The 16,379-nt window shown below is 64.0% G+C and carries 13 protein-coding genes; 7 read left to right on the top strand and 6 right to left on the bottom strand.

The genetic code is table 11. The annotated features are described in order from the left end of the window. Positions 1-224: 224 nt before the first annotated feature. Complete coding sequence (locus IF10I1_RS11880) at positions 225-1,370, top strand: hybrid sensor histidine kinase/response regulator (RefSeq protein WP_186393117.1); 1,146 nt, start codon at positions 225-227, stop codon at positions 1,368-1,370. A gap of 272 nt (positions 1,371-1,642) precedes the next feature. On the opposite strand, the gene acnA is transcribed toward IF10I1_RS11880, so the two are convergent. Next, positions 1,643-4,321 (bottom strand): aconitate hydratase AcnA, encoded by a 2,679-nt coding sequence (gene acnA, locus IF10I1_RS11875; RefSeq protein ID WP_186393116.1) that lies wholly within the window; start codon positions 4,319-4,321, stop codon positions 1,643-1,645. Between the two features lie 517 nt (positions 4,322-4,838). On the opposite strand from acnA, the gene IF10I1_RS11870 reads away from it, so the two are divergent. The 6 genes from IF10I1_RS11870 to IF10I1_RS11845 all read left to right on the top strand — a co-directional run bounded on the left by IF10I1_RS11870 (position 4,839) and on the right by IF10I1_RS11845 (position 10,882). Beyond that, complete coding sequence (locus tag IF10I1_RS11870) at positions 4,839-7,631, top strand: bifunctional aconitate hydratase 2/2-methylisocitrate dehydratase (RefSeq protein WP_186393115.1); 2,793 nt, start codon at positions 4,839-4,841, stop codon at positions 7,629-7,631. 199 nt (positions 7,632-7,830) lie between these two features. Then, the gene (gene ccmA / locus IF10I1_RS11865; RefSeq protein WP_186393143.1) at positions 7,831-8,496 is read left to right on the top strand and encodes a heme ABC exporter ATP-binding protein CcmA; all 666 of its coding nucleotides are present in this window, start codon (positions 7,831-7,833) and stop codon (positions 8,494-8,496) included. Next, complete coding sequence (gene ccmB / locus IF10I1_RS11860; RefSeq protein ID WP_058898483.1) at positions 8,493-9,164, top strand: heme exporter protein CcmB; 672 nt, start codon at positions 8,493-8,495, stop codon at positions 9,162-9,164. Before ccmA ends, ccmB begins: the two co-directional genes overlap by 4 nt. 143 nt (positions 9,165-9,307) lie before the next feature. Further along, positions 9,308-10,075 carry a heme ABC transporter permease gene (locus tag IF10I1_RS11855; protein WP_050474115.1) on the top strand — a complete coding sequence of 256 codons (768 nt, stop codon included), beginning with the start codon at positions 9,308-9,310 and terminating at the stop codon, positions 10,073-10,075. Between the two features lie 7 nt (positions 10,076-10,082). Beyond that, on the top strand, positions 10,083-10,268 hold the full coding sequence (gene ccmD / locus IF10I1_RS11850; protein ID WP_186393114.1) for a heme exporter protein CcmD: 186 nt from the start codon (positions 10,083-10,085) through the stop codon (positions 10,266-10,268). Further along, complete coding sequence (locus tag IF10I1_RS11845) at positions 10,265-10,882, top strand: DsbE family thiol:disulfide interchange protein (protein WP_186393113.1); 618 nt, start codon at positions 10,265-10,267, stop codon at positions 10,880-10,882. The genes ccmD and IF10I1_RS11845 overlap by 4 nt, the downstream gene beginning before the upstream one ends. A 98-nt stretch (positions 10,883-10,980) precedes the next feature. Here the strand turns inward: IF10I1_RS11845 and IF10I1_RS11840 are convergent, their stop codons facing one another. The 5 genes from IF10I1_RS11840 to IF10I1_RS11820 are packed head-to-tail and all read right to left on the bottom strand — an operon-like array spanning position 10,981 to position 16,379. Then, positions 10,981-11,955 carry a 2-hydroxyacid dehydrogenase gene (locus tag IF10I1_RS11840; protein ID WP_186393112.1) on the bottom strand — a complete coding sequence of 325 codons (975 nt, stop codon included), beginning with the start codon at positions 11,953-11,955 and terminating at the stop codon, positions 10,981-10,983. Between the two features lie 44 nt (positions 11,956-11,999). Next, positions 12,000-13,040 (bottom strand): L-idonate 5-dehydrogenase, encoded by a 1,041-nt coding sequence (locus IF10I1_RS11835; RefSeq protein WP_186393111.1) that lies wholly within the window; start codon positions 13,038-13,040, stop codon positions 12,000-12,002. Between the two features lie 16 nt (positions 13,041-13,056). Beyond that, complete coding sequence (locus IF10I1_RS11830) at positions 13,057-13,818, bottom strand: SDR family oxidoreductase (protein ID WP_186415056.1); 762 nt, start codon at positions 13,816-13,818, stop codon at positions 13,057-13,059. 34 nt (positions 13,819-13,852) lie between these two features. Further along, a complete protein-coding gene (locus IF10I1_RS11825; protein ID WP_186415055.1) occupies positions 13,853-15,052 on the bottom strand; it encodes a mandelate racemase/muconate lactonizing enzyme family protein in 1,200 nt (399 codons plus the stop codon). Between the two features lie 19 nt (positions 15,053-15,071). Continuing rightward, entirely contained in the window at positions 15,072-16,379 is a 1,308-nt protein-coding gene (locus IF10I1_RS11820) for a TRAP transporter large permease subunit (protein WP_186415054.1), read from the bottom strand.

Genomic DNA, 16,379 nt, shown 5'->3' with positions numbered 1-16,379 from the left:
AATGCATCCGGGACGGATTTCAGAGCGGCGCGCAGCAGAGGGCTGCGGACAAGGCAGGACGGTGGGTGCACGGCGCATGGACCAGCCCAAGGCACCGTGACACAATGGGATGATACAGCGCGATTCAGGCGGGCGGCGCAGCCGCATCACAAGCACAACTGTAGAAGAGGCACGGCTTGCCGGTCAACCGGAAGCCCTTATGAAGCTGGCAGCAGGGGAACAGCATGACGGGTAAGGAGAAGGGCAGTCCGGAAAGCCAGCGGCTCGCCCTGATGGCCCATGACCTGCGCACGCCGCTCAATGCCATGCGGCTGACGGCGGAGCTGATCGGCATGGAGCCGCTGAGCCCCCTGCAGCAGGTGCGTCTGGCAACGCTCATTGCCGCCATCGATGGCCTCGCAGACATGACCGCCGGAGTGCTGAACGAGGGCCGCGCCGCTGCAGGCCTTACGCCTTTGCCAAAGGCTGTGCGGGCCGAGCCGGAGGGTGCAGATGCCGGGCGGATGGTGCTGGAAGTCGCCGGTCTGTTCGAGCCTCTGGCCAAGGCCAAAGGCCTGCCTCTTGCCGTCAGCGTGCCGGAGGCGCCGCTTTTCTGTCCGCCGGAGCTGCAGATGGCCCTGCGCCGTGCGGCAACCGTGCTCCTCGACAATGCCATCCGCTACACCCCGCGCGGGCAGGTGCGGGCGGTGCTGCGTGAGGAGGCCGGTACTCTTTTGCTGGAGATCACCGACACGGGGCCGGGGATCGGCGTGATGGAGCGCCGCCGCCTGTTCCGCCCTTTCACGCGCGGGACGGCCGGACGGGCGGGGGATGGCAGCAGCTCGGGCCTTGGCCTTTGGGGGGCTGCGGAGGTGGTGAAGGCTGCTGGCGGGCGGCTGGATCTGGATGACGCGCCGGGCGGCGGCTGCCGTTTCTCCGTGCATCTGCCGCTGCCGGGCGGGAGCGGGGCTCCGGAGGGCGGCACTGCCCAGCCGGGGCCGCATGTGCTGATCGTCGATGACAACGAAACCAACCGGCGCCTGCTGGCCGCGCTGCTGGAATCCTTTGCCATGACCAGTGACGCGGCCGGCACCGGCCAGCAGGCCGTGAACATGGCGGCAGCAACGGCCTATGACGGTGTGCTGCTGGATCTGCACATGCCCGGCATGGACGGCATCGAAACCGCCGCCGCCCTGCGCCTCGGGCCGGATGGCACGCGTCTGCCGCTGATTGCCGTGACGGCCGCGCTGGAATCGGTGGGCGACCGCAAGCTGCGGCAGGCCGGGTTCGATGACGTGCTGCCCAAGCCTATCTCCCCCTCGCAGCTCTACCAGACCCTCAACCTCGCCCGCACCCGGCATAAGCTGCGGCTGGAGGAGAGGGCGGGGTAGGGGGGAGTGGTACCATTTCTCTCCATCGTCATCCCGGCCAAGCGAAGCGCGAGCCGGGACCGGTGAGCCGGGATGCAAGTTGGCTTGGCTGGCGGGTTGAGCCTTTCACCGCATAAGGTGTTCGCATCCAAGTTTGCGTTCGAACCGGTAGACCTCGGCTCACCGGTACCGGATCTCCGCTTCGCTGCGTCCGGTATGACGATGGAGAGGCGGCGCAAAGATAAGGGCCGCCCCATGCGGAGCGGCCCTTTCTGTTTTGCGTTTACGCCATATCAGCTGCGCACGAGGTTGCGCAGGACGTAGTGCAGGATGCCGCCAGCCTTGATGTATTCCAGCTCGTCCAGCGTATCGACACGGCACAGGCACTCGATGTTTTTCACCGTGCCGTCCTCGTAGGTCACTTCCACGTTCATCATCTGGCGCGGGGTGATGTCTGCGATGCCCTTGATCGTCACCCGCTCCTTGCCGGTGATGCCATGGGACTGCCAGCTTTCGCCCTCCTTGAAGGTCAGCGGAATGACGCCCATGCCGACAAGGTTGGAGCGGTGGATGCGCTCGAAGGACTGGGCGATGACGGCGCGCACGCCGAGCAGCGTGGTGCCCTTCGCAGCCCAGTCACGCGACGAGCCGGTGCCGTATTCCTTGCCCGCGAAGATCACCAGCGGGATGCCGGCTTCCTGATATTCCATGCAGGCGTCATAGATCCACTTCTGCTGGCCGTCCTTCATGGTGACGCCGCCTTCCACGCCCGGAACCATCTGGTTCTTGATGCGGATGTTGGCGAAGGTGCCGCGCATCATCACCTGGTGATTGCCGCGCCGCGCGCCGTAGGAGTTGAAGTCGGTAACGGCAACCTGATGCTCGGACAGGTAGGTGCCCGCCGGGCTGCTGGCCTTGATGTTGCCGGCCGGAGAAATGTGGTCGGTGGTGATGGAATCGAGGAACAGGCCCATCACGGCGGCGCCCTCGATGTCCGTCAGAGGCTTGGGCTCCATGGTCATGCCCTCGAAATAGGGCGGGTTGGCCACGTAGGTGGAGGAGACCGGCCACTTGTAGGTCATGCCGCCTTCCACCTTGATCGCCTGCCAGTGCTCGTCGCCCTTGAACACGTCCGAATAGCGCTTGCGGAACATGTCATCGTCGATCGAGGCACGGATGATCTGGGTGATTTCTTCCGTCGAGGGCCAGATGTCCTTGAGGTAGACCGGCTTGCCGTCCTGATCCTCGCCCAGCGGGTCCGTGGCAACATTGACGTTCATGTTGCCCGCAATCGCATAGGCCACGACGAGCGGCGGCGAGGCCAGATAGTTGGCGCGCACATCCGGATTGACGCGGCCCTCGAAGTTGCGGTTGCCCGAGAGCACGGCGCTGACGACGAGGTCATTGTCCGAGATGGCCTTCGACAGTTCCGGCGCCAGCGGCCCGGAGTTGCCGATGCAGGTGGTGCAGCCATAGCCGGCGAGGGTGAAGCCGAGGGCGTCGAGATCGTCCTGCAGCCCGGCCTTGAGGAGGTAATCCGTCACCACCTGAGAGCCGGGTGCCAGCGAGGTCTTCACCCAGGGCTTGACCTTGAGGCCCTTCCTGCGGGCGTTGCGGGCGACGAGGCCCGCGCCGATCAGCACGCTCGGGTTCGAGGTGTTGGTGCAGGAGGTGATGGCGGCGATGACCACATCGCCATGGCCAAGGTCATGGCTGCGGCCTTCGACGGGCACGCGGCGCGACAGCTCGTCCGCCTTCTTGAACTCGTCGGCCATGGTCTTGGCAAAGCCTGCGGCGACGGCATCGAGGTTGATGCGGTCCTGCGGGCGCTTGGGGCCGGAGAGGGCGGGCACGACGGTGGAGATGTCGAGCTCCAGCGTGTCGGTGAAGACCGGATCAGGGGAAGCCGCATCGCGGAACATGCCCTGTGCCTTCGAATAGGCCTCGACAAGAGCAACGCGCTGCGGATCGCGGCCGGTGGCCTTCAGATAGCCAAGGGTTTCGCGGTCGACGGGGAAGAAGCCGCAGGTCGCGCCATATTCCGGGGCCATGTTGGCGATGGTGGCGGCATCCTCAAGGCTGAGGTTGTCGAGGCCGGGGCCGTAGAATTCAACGAACTTGCCGACCACGCCCTTCTTGCGCAGCATCTCGGTGACGCGCAGCACAAGGTCGGTTGCGGTGATGCCGTCATTGAGCTTGCCGGTCAGCTTGAAGCCGATGACTTCCGGGATCAGCATGGAAATCGGCTGGCCGAGCATGGCCGCTTCCGCCTCGATGCCGCCGACGCCCCAGCCGAGGACCGCAAGGCCGTTGACCATGGTGGTGTGGGAATCGGTGCCCACCAGCGTGTCCGGATAGGCGATGGTTTCGCCGTTCTCTTCCCTGATCCAGACGGTCTGGGCCAGATATTCGAGGTTCACCTGATGGCAGATGCCGGTGCCGGGCGGCACGGCGCGGAAATTGTCGAAGGCGGACTGGCCCCAGCGCAGGAATTCATAGCGCTCGCCGTTGCGCTGGTATTCCAGCTCCACGTTCTTCGAGAAGGCATCCTTTGTGCCGAAATAGTCGATCATCACCGAGTGGTCGATGACGAGATCCACCGGCACCAGCGGGTTGATCTTCTTCGGATCACCGCCCAGCTTCACCGCCGCATCGCGCATGGCGGCAAGATCGACCACGGCCGGAACGCCGGTGAAGTCCTGCATCAGCACGCGGGCCGGGCGGTAGGAGATTTCGTGTTCGGAAGTGCGGGTGACGAGCCACTGCGCCACCGCGCGGATGTCATCGGCGGTCACCGTGCGGTTGTCTTCAAAGCGCAGCAGGTTCTCCAGCACCACCTTCAGCGAATTCGGCAGGCGGGAGACGCCCTCAAGGCCGTTCTTCTCGGCGTCCGGAATGGAGAAATAGGTGTAGGTCTGGCCGTTGACTTCAAGGGTTTTCCTGGACTTGAAGCTGTCGAGGGATTGGGTCACGTCGAGCACTCTCCTCTCAAGACCGGGCGCGGCGGGGGGATGGTGCCTGCCCGGAGGATTAAAGATCTCTGGTCCCGGCCGTTGCCGGATCTGACTGGCCTCTTGCCGGGCCTCGCCTTTGGTGCCGCACAGTCCCCGCCGCTGCCCGCAGGCGGGCAGGCCGGAGGCTGCTGCATGCTGCCCCTATAGCCGGTTTTGGCTTTTGCGGCGAGTCATGCCCGCAGCATCTGCAACTGGAGCCGGTCTGCTGGCGTTGTTTCAACCCTTTGGGCCGACCTTCGGGACGCCTCGCAGTGAAAGGCTTTGACATCAGATATTGGGTTTATTTTTCAAAGGGCAACAGGGGTCAAGGACAAAGGCCCGCATTCAGTTTATGGGTGATGGAAAGCGCTTGAATGACATTGCATACTATTGTATACCGCGCTGAAAAATAACACTCAGCCCGCTTGCCCCGGCCCGCCAGAAGTGACCGCGATCCGGAGGTTGGCACTGACCAACAAGGGATTCCGGGATCACCATGAGCCTTTACACCGACTATCTCGCCGAGATCGAAGCCCGCAAGGGTCAGGGCCTTCACCCCAAGCCGATCGAGGATGCCGCGCTCCTCGCCGAGGTGATTGCCAATATCAAGGACACGGGCAGCGCGCACCGCGCCGATTCGCTGCAGTTCTTCATCTACAACACCATTCCCGGCACGACGAGCGCTGCTGGCGAAAAGTCCCGGTTCCTGAAGGAGATCATCCTGGGAACCGAGGTGGTGCCGGAAATCTCCCGCGCCTTCGCCTTCGAGCTGCTGTCCCACATGAAGGGCGGCCCGTCCATCGCCGTGCTTCTGGATCTGGCGCTGGGCGAGGATGCCTCCATCGCCCGTGACGCTGCCGAAGTTCTGAAGACCCAGGTCTTCCTCTATGCCGCCGACACCGACCGTCTGAAGGCCGCCTTCGAGGCCGGCAATCCGGTCGCCAAGGACATTCTGGAGAGCTACGTCAAGGCCGAGTTCTTCACCAAGCTTCCCGAGGTCGAGGAAGAGATCAAGGTCGTCACCTATATCGCCGCGGAAGGCGATATCTCCACCGACCTGCTGTCGCCGGGCAACCAGGCGCATTCGCGCTCGGACCGCGAGCTGCACGGCAAGTGCATGATCTCCGAAGCCGCCCAGGCCGAGATCCGCGCCCTGCAGGCGCAGCATCCGGACAAGCGCGTCATGTTGATCGCCGAAAAGGGCACGATGGGCGTCGGCTCCTCGCGCATGTCGGGCGTCAACAACGTGGCGCTGTGGACCGGCAAGCAGGCGAGCCCCTATGTTCCCTTCGTCAACATTGCCCCCATCGTGGCCGGCACCAACGGCATCTCGCCGATCTTCCTGACCACCGTCGACGTGACGGGCGGCATCGGCGTCGACCTGAAGAACTGGGTCAAGAAGCTGGATGACGAGGGCAAGCCGGTCATCGACAATGCCGGCAACCCGATTCTGGTGCAGAAGTACTCGGTCGACACCGGCACCGTGCTGAAGATCAACAGCAAGTCCAAGAAGCTCTACAGCGAAGACGGCAAGGAAGAGCTGGCCGATCTGTCCGCGTCCTTCCGTCCGCAGAAGATGGAATCCATGCGTGCCGGTGGCTCCTATGCCATCGTTTTCGGCAAGAAGCTGCAGACCTTTGCGGCCGAAACGCTGGGCGTTGAAGCGCCGCTGGTGTTCTCTCCGGCCAAGGAAGTCTCCCATCCGGGCCAGGGCCTGACGGCGGTGGAGAAGATCTTCAACCGCAATGCGGTTGGCGTTGCGCCGGGCAAGGTGCTGCATGCCGGTTCCGACGTGCGCGTGCGCGTCAACATCGTCGGCTCGCAGGACACCACCGGTCTGATGACCGCACAGGAACTGGAAGCGATGGCGGCCACCGTCATTTCGCCGCTGGTGGACGGCGCCTATCAGTCCGGCTGCCACACGGCTTCGGTCTGGGATCTGAAGGCACAGGCCAACATCCCGAAACTGATGAGCTTCATGCACAAGTTCGGCCTGATCACCGGCCGTGACCCGAAGGGCGTCTATCACTCCATGACGGACGTGATCCACAAGGTGCTGAACGACATCACCGTGGATGACTGGGACATCATCATCGGCGGCGACAGCCACACCCGCATGTCCAAGGGCGTCGCCTTCGGCGCTGACTCGGGCACCGTGGCGCTGGCTCTTGCCACCGGCGAAGCCACCATGCCGATCCCCGATTCCGTCAAGGTGACCTTCAAGGGCTCCATGAAGGATCACGTCGACTTCCGCGATGTGGTGCATGCCACCCAGGCCCAGATGCTGAGCCAGTTCGGCGACAACGTCTTCCAGGGCCGCGTCATCGAAGTGCATATCGGCACCCTGCTGGCCGACCAGGCCTTCACCTTCACCGACTGGACCGCAGAAATGAAGGCCAAGGCCTCCATCTGCATCTCCGATGACGAGACGCTGATCGGCTCGCTGGAACTGGCCAAGTCGCGCATCCAGGTGATGATCGACAAGGGCATGGACAATGACGCTCAGGTTCTGAAGGGCCTGATCGCCAAGGCCGACAAGCGCATCGCCGAAATCCGCTCCGGCGAAAAGCCGGCGCTGGCTCCGGACGAGAACGCCAAGTACTTCGCCGAAGTCGTTGTCGATCTCGACCAGATCGATGAGCCGATGATCGCCGACCCGGATGTCAACAACCCGGATGTGTCCAAGCGCTACACCCACGACGCCATCCGCCCCGTGTCCTATTACGGCGGCGAGAAGAAGGTCGATCTCGGCTTCGTTGGCTCGTGCATGGTGCACAAGGGCGACATCAAGATCGTCGCGCAGATGCTGAAGAACCTCGAAAAGGTGCATGGCACCGTCGAGTTCAAGGCTCCGCTCGTGGTGGCAGCCCCGACCTACAACATCATCGACGAGCTGAAGGCCGAAGGTGACTGGGAAGTGCTGCAGAAGTACTCCGGCTTCGAATTCGACGACAGCGCGCCGAAGAACAAGGCCCGTACCCAGTACGAAAACATCCTCTATCTGGAGCGTCCGGGCTGCAACCTCTGCATGGGCAACCAGGAAAAGGCCGAGAAGGGCGACACGGTTCTGGCCACCTCCACCCGCCTGTTCCAGGGCCGCGTGGTGGAAGACAGCACCGAGAAGAAGGGCGAATCCCTGCTCGCCTCCACCCCCGTGGTGGTGCTCGCCGCCGTTCTGGGCCGCACGCCCAACGTGGACGAGTACAAGCAGGCCGTGGAAGGGATTGACCTGACCAAGTTCTCCCCGCCGGTCGAAAAGCTGGCAACGGCGCGCTCGGTTCACTTCTGAGCCGCCAGAGGCATCTGAGCCTCTGATGGCCTGACTTTCAGCGGCCGCCCGTCCGGTGAGGATCCTATCGGATCTGACCCAGACGGGCGGCCGTTGTGTTGTGAGGCACAGCTCTGCCCTCTCTCTACGCAGTTCTAGCTGCTTGCCATCGTCCGGGGGGCATCCTAACAAGGACCGGAATGAAGCGCGGAGCTGTCCCCTGAAACTGATTGCCGACAAACTTGCCGTGGACCGGGGCGGGCGCCGGGTGTTTGCCGGGTTGGGCTTTGAGCTTGAGGCGGGCCGGGCGCTGGTCATCACCGGGGCCAATGGTGTCGGCAAGTCGACGCTGCTGCGCACACTGGCGGGCCTTGTGCCGGTAAGCGAGGGCAAGCTGACGCTGGAAGGCGGTGCCAGCGAGCGCAGCCTGGCCGAACACGCACATTATTTCGGCCATGAAAGCGCAGTGAAGCGTGCCCTGAGCGTGCTGGAAAACCTTGAGTTCTGGCGCAGTTTCATGGCCCCGGCCCGGCCGGAGGGCTTTGACGGCGAGGTGCTGGAGCCGCTGGATATTCTCGACCGGCTCGGCATCGGCCATACGGCGAACCTGCCCGCGGCCTATCTGTCGGCGGGCCAGACCCGGCGGCTGGCGCTGGCGCGGCTGTTCGTGACGCCGCGCCCCATCTGGCTGATGGATGAGCCGACCTCGGCCCTCGACAAGGCCTCCGAAGCGCAGCTTCTCGGTTTCATGAACGCGCATCTGGCCGCAGGCGGTCAGATCATCACCGCCACCCATTCCGAGCTTGCGCTGCATCCCGCCGATGCGCTGCATCTGGCTGCGCCAGAGCAGGGTGATGAGACCGCAGATGAGGGAGAAGAGGCATGAGCGGCTGGTTCCTTGCCCTCGTTGCCCGTGAATTCCGCCTGGCCATCCGGGTTGGCGGCGGGGCGCTGATCGGCGTGCTGTTCTTTCTGGCCGTGGTCACGGTCATTCCCTTTGGCGTCGGGCCGGATCTCAATCTCCTGTCCCGCATCGGCCCGGCGATCCTGTGGATCGGCGCGCTGCTGTCGGCGCTGCTGGGGCTCGACCGGCTGTTTCAGGCCGACCGGGATGACGGCTCGCTCGATCTGATGCTGATGGCCGGCCAGCCGCTGGAACTGGTGGTGCTGGGCAAGTGCCTTGCCCATTGGGTGGCGACCGGCCTGCCGCTGGTGCTGGCGGCGCCCGTGCTGGCGGTTTTCCTCAATCTCGGGCCGGTGGCCATGGGGGCGGTGACGCTGACGCTGCTGGTAGGCACTCCCGCTCTGACCCTGATCGGAGCCATCGGCGCGGCGCTGACCGTGTCGCTGCGCCGGGGCGGGCTGCTGCTCGCGGTGCTGGTGGTGCCGCTGACGATCCCGGTGCTGATCTTCGGCGTGAGCGCGGCGGATGCTGCCGTGAATGACCCCGTGCCCTTCATGACGCCGTTCCTCATTCTCTGCGCGCTGACGCTGTTCTCCGCCGTTCTCGGGCCGGTGGCGGCTGCGGCCGCGCTGCGCTTTGCGGCGGATTGAACCCGTCAGGGCATGACGCTTTCGTGATTGCGGTCAGATGGGGGCTTGACCCAGCGCAAGGCAATGCGAAAACCCTTGAGGCATAGAGAGCGGACCTGCGGCCTTGCATTGCAGCGGCGGGTGAGAGGGATTAGAACCATTCCATGGCACTTGTTGATCTGGCGAACCCGACCCGTTTCATGAGCCTTGCCCGGGCTATCCTGCCTTGGGCAACGGGCCTGTGTGTGCTGCTGTTTGCCATCGGGCTCTACATGACCTTCTTCGTGGCGCCGGAGGATTACCAGCAGGGCGACACGGTGCGGATCATGTATATCCACGTACCGGCCGCCTGGCTGTCGATGATGTGCTATTCGGTCATGGCCCTGTCTGCCCTCGGCACGCTGGTGTGGAAGCATCCGCTGGCCGATGTCTCGGCCAAGGCGGCAGCGCCACTGGGGGCTGCCTTCACTTTCATGGCGCTGATCACCGGCTCGCTCTGGGGCAAGCCCATGTGGGGCACCTATTGGGTGTGGGATGCGCGCCTGACCTCGGTTCTGGTGCTCTTCATCATGTATCTGGGTCTCATGGCCCTGTGGCGGACGATGGATGATCCGATCCGGGCGGGCAAGGCTGCGGCCGTGCTGACGCTGGCCGGGGTCATCAACCTGCCCATCATCAAATTCTCCGTCGACTGGTGGAACACGCTGCACCAGCCGGCCAGCGTCATCCGCATGGACGGGCCGACGATCCATCCGGATCTGCTGTGGCCGCTGATGGTGATGGCGGCAGCCTTCACGCTGCTGTTCCTGGTGCTGCATGCCCATGCGATGATCAACGAAATCTTGCGGCGGCGGGTGCGGGCGCTGCGCATGCGGGCTGCCGCCGTGCGCCCGGCGGGCGCCAGCGCCGCAACCCCTGTCGCGGCGGAGTGAGGTGAGCATGGCTGCCTTCGACCTTGGCCCCCACGCGGGCTTCATCATTGCCTCCTTCGTCATTTGCCTTGGCGTTGTGCTCGGCCTCACCGGCTGGGTGTGGCTGGACCGGCGGCGGCTGAATGCGGATCTCAGGGCGCTGGAGGCGCAAGGGGTGCGCCGCCGCACGGCAGCAGGGACGCAGGGCCAATGAGCGCGCCGGACCAGTCTTCCACCGTCAAGCCGGATGCGGGCCCGCGCCGCCGCATTCCCGTTTTCGCACTGCTGCCGCTGGTGGTCTTCGCCGCGCTGGCGGTGCTGTTCCTGTTCCAGATGTTCTTCGGGCGCGATCCGTCCGAACTGCCTTCGGCCCTGCTCAACAAGCCGGCCCCCCGCATGGAACTTCCTGCGGTGGAAGGCCTGATGGACAAGGGCGTGCCCGTGCCCGGCATCGCGGCGGCTGATCTGGATGGCGGCGTGTCCGTGGTCAATGTCTTCGCCTCCTGGTGTGTGCCCTGCCGTCAGGAGCACCCGGTGCTGGAGGAAATGGCGAAGGATGGCCGTTTCCGGATGTACGGGATCAACTACAAGGACCAGCCCGAAAACGCCCGCCGCTTCCTCGGCGCGCTCGGCAACCCTTATGACAAGGTGGGCGCCGATGCCGGTGGCCGCGCGGCCATCGAATGGGGCGTCTATGGTGTGCCGGAGACCTATGTGGTCGATGGCAAGGGCGTGATCCGCTACAAGTTCATCGGCCCGCTTTCGCCCGAAAGCTACGAACGCGTGTTCCTGCCGCAGCTGGAACGGATTCTGGCCGGCGGCAGCTGATTTCAGGGTTCTGATTACAAGAACGCCGCCCGCTGCCGGTTAGCAGGGGCGGCGTTGGTGTGTCCGCGGCGGGGAACGCAGGTTCTGCTGCCTCTGTCTCACCGTATAGGGATGGTGTTTTCCAGCGGCTTGCCTGCGGTCAGCCGGTTGATGTTGTCTGCCATGGCCACGCGGCGGCGGTTGACCGTGCCATGGGTCCAGCCGGACATGTGCGGCGTCATCACCACGTTAGCCAGCTCATGGAACGGATAGGCTGAGGGGTGTGGATTGGGCGTGCTGCCGTCCGGATAGACATACCATGTGTCGATGATGGCACCGCCGATTCGCCGTTCCGCGAGGGCGTCATAGAGAGCCTTTTCGTCAATGACCGGGCCACGCCCGACGTTGACGATCACTCCCTCAGGCCGCATCGCGCCAATGACGGACGCATCGACCAGACCTGCCGTCTGTGGTGTGAAGGGCAGGGTGTTGACGATCACATCCGCCGCGCCTGCAAACTCAGCCAAGGCGGACAGGGGATAGTGGCGGCCGAACAGGTCCGTGTCCTGCGGTGTGGACCGGTTGGCGACGATGACCTCCATGCCGAAAGCCTTGGCGCGGGCGGCAATCGTCTTGCCGATGTGGCCGAAGCCGATCAGGCCGATGGTCTGATCGCCGAGCTCGGTGCGCAGCGCATCTGTCCCGCCGGAGCGGTAGGCCCAGTCCCCCTTGCGCAAACGCTGGTCCGCATCGGCCAGCGGCACATGGCGCAGCAGCAGGGCGGCCATGACATATTCCGCGATGGCCGCATCATGACCGAAGCAATTGCACAGGGCCGCGCCTTCCGGCACATGGCCCCGGTCGATGCCGTCATAGCCTGCGCCCGGCAGCTGATAGAGCTTCAGCGATGCCGGAACCGGCATGTCCGCCGTCAGCTGCACGCCGATGATCACATCGGCGGAGGCATAGGCCTGCCGGTCTGCCTCTGCCGCCAGTGAATCCGGCAGCTCGATGATCTCATGCGTTTCAGAGAGCAAATTGGTAAAGCCCGGGACGAAACTGCAGGCATTCTGGCCGTGGAACACGATTTTCATGGGAAGCGTCCATTCTTGGCGGATAGGCAGTGGCAAGGGGCTGGTCAGTTGTTGAAAGCCAGTTGCACTTTCATCGACTGACTGCGGTCGGAGGCCAGTCTGAAGGCGGCATCGGCCTCTCCGGCGGGAAGTGTTGCGGAAATCAGCGGGGACAGATCGACCGCGCCGCTGGAGATGAGCTGCACGGCCCAGGCAAATTCCGCATCAAAGCGGAAGCTGCCCTTGAGGATGACTTCCTTGGCCACAACGAGGTTGAGCGGCAGCGGGATATCGCCGCCAAGACCAACGGCGATCAGTGTGCCGCCCGGACGGACAACATCCAGCGCCGTGGCCAGCGCTTTGGCGCTGCCGGAGCATTCGAACACCACGTCGAACAGGCCCTTGCGTTCCGCAAAAGGGGCAAGAGCCTCCGGTGCTGCGGCAAGGTTCAAGGTCCGGCTGGCGCCAAGACTTGCCGCGATTGCAAGCGGGACACCGGCAAGGTCCGCAGCCGTGATTTCTGCCGCTCCGGCATGCCTTGCGGCGGCAATCACCAGATTGCCGATCGGGCCGCAGCCGGAGACGAGCACGGATTTCCCGAGGAGCGATCCGGCCCCTGCGGCCGCATGCAGGCAGACGGCAAACGGCTCGGCACAGGCGGCAAGGCCGGGGTCGAGCGCTGCCGGAACCTTGAAGACCTGCTCTACCGGCAGCGTCACTTCGTCCCGGAAAAGCCCCTGCACATGCGGAAAGCGCATGGCACTGCCGAAGAAGCGCATGTCGAGGCACTGGTTGCGCTGGTCCCTCAGGCAGAAGTGGCAATGTCCGCAAGGCATGCTGGGATTGACCGCCACCTGATCGCCTGCTGCCACACAGGTTATCCCGCTGCCTGTCTCAACGATGCGACCGGCAACTTCGTGGCCGAGGATCATCGGTTCCTTCAGCCGGACCGTTCCGAACCCGGCATGGTGATAATAATGCAGGTCGGAGCCGCAGATGCCGCCCCGGGTGATCTGCACCCGAACTTCGCCCGGTCCAGGCCTTGCTGCCGCAGGCCGCTCCTCGATGCGAAGGTCATGGGGCTGATGAGCGACGATAGCGCGCATGATGATTTTCCTGGCTCTAGAGGACCGAGATCATGCCGCCATCGACATAGATGATCTGGCCGCTGACGTAGTTGGACGCCGCAGACGCCAGATAGACGGCGGTGCCGGCCAGCTCCTCGGGCTTGCCCCAGCGGCGTGCTGGCGTGCGGCCCTTCACCCAGCCGTCGAATTGGGGGTTGTTGATCAGAGCCTCGTTCATGTCGGTGAGCATGTAGCCTGGGCCGATGGCATTGACCTGAATGCCATGTTCGGCCCATTCCGCTGTCATGGCGCGGGTCAGCATCTTGATGCCGCCCTTGGCCACCGTGTAGGGCGCAACGGTTGCCCGGGCCAGCTCACTGGTCAGTGAGCCGATGTTGATGATCTTGCCGCTCTTGCGCGCGATCATGCGTTTTGCCGCTTCCCGGCCCACCACGAAGGCGCTGGTGAGGTTGGTGTCCATCACCTTCTGCCATTCCGCCGTGGAGAGCTCGACGATCGGCTTGCGCAGCTGGATGCCGGCATTGTTGACGAGAATGTCTATCGCAATCCCGTCGCGGTCGAAGGCCTCGAAAGCAGCGGTGACGGCTGCCTCATCCGTGACATCGAATGCGGCCGTGCGGACAGAGTGCCCGGCGGCCCGCAGCGTTTCGGCGGTGGCCTCAAGACGGCCTGCGTTAACCCCGTTCAGGATCAGCGAAGCCCCGGCCTGCGCAAGACCGGTTGCGATTGCGAGCCCGAGGCCGCGGGAAGAGCCGGTGACGAGGGCTGTACGCCCGGTCAGGTCAAAAAGGGTCATGGCAGGTTCCGTGTTGCAACGCTGGCAGTCAGGCTCAGAGGACCGAGGTGCGGCCGCTCAGATCCGGGCGGTTGAAGAAGGAAGGCAGCAGCTCGACGCCAAGCCCCGGCCCTTCCATCGGATAGACATAGCCGTTTTCGATTTTCGGCACGGCGGTGACGAGCTCGTTGTACCAGCCGCGATAGAAGGCGCGGACGGACTCCTGAATGAGCGTGTTGGGCTGGCTGAAGGACATGTGAATGGCAGCCGCGAAGCCGACAGGGCCGATGCAGTCATGCGGGGCGAAGGGGCGGTGCCAGGTTTCGGCCAGTGCTGCGATCTTGCGGCCTTCCGTCAGGCCGCCCGTCCAGCACAGGTCAACCATGACCACGTGAGTGGCGTTCTGGTCGAGCATGTCCTTGTAGGGCCAGCGAGAGCCGAGGGTTTCGCTGGCGCAGGTCCACACGTCCGTGGATGCGGCGAATTCGCCGAGCGCCTGGGCGGAGTTCATCCGGATCGGGTCTTCGTACCAGGTCGGGGAATAGGGCTCGAGCGCCTTGGCGATCTTCTTGGCGGTGGGCAGGTTCCACAGCGAATGGAACTCGACCATGATCTCCATCTTGTCGCCAACGGCCTTGCGGATCCTCTCGAAGGGCTCGATGGCGGCCTTCATCTGTTCGGCGGTGATGTACTGGCCGCGGGTTTCCTGGGCATGGGGATCGAACGGCCAGATCTTCATGGCCGTGATGCCCTGTTCCAGCAGGTTCTCCGCCAGGGCGTCCGCCCGGGTCATGAAGCCGACGAGATCCTCATAGGGGCCTTCGTCATCGCCAAGGTTCCAGTTGGAGACCGGCTTGATGTTGTTGGTCCGCACATAGCGGTAGCCGGCGCAGGTGTTGTAGACGCGGATCTTGTCCCAGCACTGCCCGCCCAGCATCTGGTGCACCGGCAGGCCGCAGACCTTGCCGAAGATGTCCCACAGGGCAATGTCGATGGCAGAGGCTGCCCGGTACTCGGCGCCGGTCGAGGACTGGGCCATCGGCAGCGACACCATTTCCTTGTGCAGGGCTTCGATGTGCAGCGGGTTTTTGCCGAGCAGGCGGCCGGCCAGGGTGTCGTGAATATGGGCTTCGACGGCACCCGCGCCATAGAAGGTTTCACCCAGGCCCGTGATGCCCGCATCCGTTTCGACATGAACCCACAGGACGTTGGCAAACTCTTCGAGGCGGTAGGTCATGATCGCAGTTATTTTCATCGGAAAGCTCCGCAGCACATCAGCGTGCGAGATTGGGAAGGAGAAGCGAGATCCCGGGGAAGGCCAGCAGCAGGCCCAGCATGAACAGCTGGATCAGGATGAATGGCCACAGAGCCCTGTAGATCACGGGGAGGGTGATGCCGGGGGGAGCGACGCTGCGCAGATAGAAGGCGGCCGGCCCGAAGGGGGGAGACAGGAACGATACCTGCATGGTGACGGAGAAGAGCACGCCGAACCACACCGGATCGTAGCCGAGCGCAGCAACGATTGGCACGAAGATGGGCATGCACAGCAGCAGGATGCCGATCCAGTCCATGAACATGCCGAGCACGATGAAGATCGTCATCATCAGCAGGATGGTGAGAAGCGGAGAGATGTTCAGCCCAAGGATCAGCTCCGTCACGAACCTCTGTCCGCCGGACAGATTGTAGATCGCGACCATGACGGCGGCGCCAAAGGTGACCCAGAGGATGATGCCGCAGGCGCGCAGCGTCTGGGTGAGGGCTTGCGCCAGCATGGGCAGGCTCAGCTCTCCGCGCACCGCAATGATCACCAGCGTCATGCCAACGGCGATGTTTGCCGCCTCGGTGATCGAGGTGATGCCGCCGTAGATGCAGCCGAAAACGGTGAAGATGAGGATGGCGGTGGGCAGGACGCCGCGCAGGAAGACAGGCCAGGAGAACGGAACCTGTCTGGTTTCCGCGGGCTTGGGCGCTGCCGAAGGATCCAGCCAGCAGCGGATGGCGATATAGACGAGATAAAAGGCCGCCAGCAGGAAGCCGGGCAGGAATGACCCAAGGAAGAGCTGGTGAACCGAAACATTCGCGGTCAGTCCGTAGACGATCAGCACAATCGACGGCGGGATCATGGTGCCGAGTGATCCGCCCGCGCAAACGATGCCGATGGCAAGGTTGCGGTCGTATTTGAGGCGCAGCATCTGCGGCAGGGCAACAAGCCCGAGCAGCACGATCTCGCCACCGATGATGCCGCTGATCGCCGCCAGAAGGACGGAAATCACCAGAGTGACATAGCCGATGCCGCCGCGGATCCGGCCGAAAATACTGTTCAGCGCATCATAGAGATCGCGCGCCAGCCGGGACCGTTCCAGCAGCGATGCCATCAGGATGAACATCGGCACGGAGAGGAAACTGTATTCGGTCGCAAGGCCGTAGACGGTCTTGTGCGCAATGGCGAGCACCGGCAGGCCGAACTTGAGATAGGCAACCACCATGGCCAGCGAGCCGGCGGCAAAGGCCAGCGGCACACCCACGGCCATCAGAGCGAAGATGCCAAGGAGCAGGATGATCGAGATTGTCAGAATGGTCAT

The organism is Pannonibacter sp. I15F10I1 (genome assembly GCF_900185665.1).
Taxonomy (GTDB): domain Bacteria; phylum Pseudomonadota; class Alphaproteobacteria; order Rhizobiales; family Stappiaceae; genus Pannonibacter; species Pannonibacter indicus.
Note: the sequence above shows the minus strand (reverse complement) of the source record. Positions and strands in the feature narration are given on the sequence as shown.

Coding starts and splice junctions, on each gene's coding strand:
- ccmB (WP_058898483.1), top strand. CDS start 8,493: ATGAGCGGCTGGTTCCTTGCCCTCGTTGCCCGTGAATTCCGCCTGGCC.
- IF10I1_RS11820 (WP_186415054.1), bottom strand. CDS start 16,379: ATGACCATTCTGACAATCTCGATCATCCTGCTCCTTGGCATCTTCGCT.
- IF10I1_RS11855 (WP_050474115.1), top strand. CDS start 9,308: ATGGCACTTGTTGATCTGGCGAACCCGACCCGTTTCATGAGCCTTGCC.
- IF10I1_RS11880 (WP_186393117.1), top strand. CDS start 225: ATGACGGGTAAGGAGAAGGGCAGTCCGGAAAGCCAGCGGCTCGCCCTG.
- IF10I1_RS11825 (WP_186415055.1), bottom strand. CDS start 15,052: ATGAAAATAACTGCGATCATGACCTACCGCCTCGAAGAGTTTGCCAAC.
- IF10I1_RS11840 (WP_186393112.1), bottom strand. CDS start 11,955: ATGAAAATCGTGTTCCACGGCCAGAATGCCTGCAGTTTCGTCCCGGGC.
- ccmD (WP_186393114.1), top strand. CDS start 10,083: ATGGCTGCCTTCGACCTTGGCCCCCACGCGGGCTTCATCATTGCCTCC.
- IF10I1_RS11835 (WP_186393111.1), bottom strand. CDS start 13,040: ATGCGCGCTATCGTCGCTCATCAGCCCCATGACCTTCGCATCGAGGAG.
- IF10I1_RS11870 (WP_186393115.1), top strand. CDS start 4,839: ATGAGCCTTTACACCGACTATCTCGCCGAGATCGAAGCCCGCAAGGGT.
- IF10I1_RS11830 (WP_186415056.1), bottom strand. CDS start 13,818: ATGACCCTTTTTGACCTGACCGGGCGTACAGCCCTCGTCACCGGCTCT.
- IF10I1_RS11845 (WP_186393113.1), top strand. CDS start 10,265: ATGAGCGCGCCGGACCAGTCTTCCACCGTCAAGCCGGATGCGGGCCCG.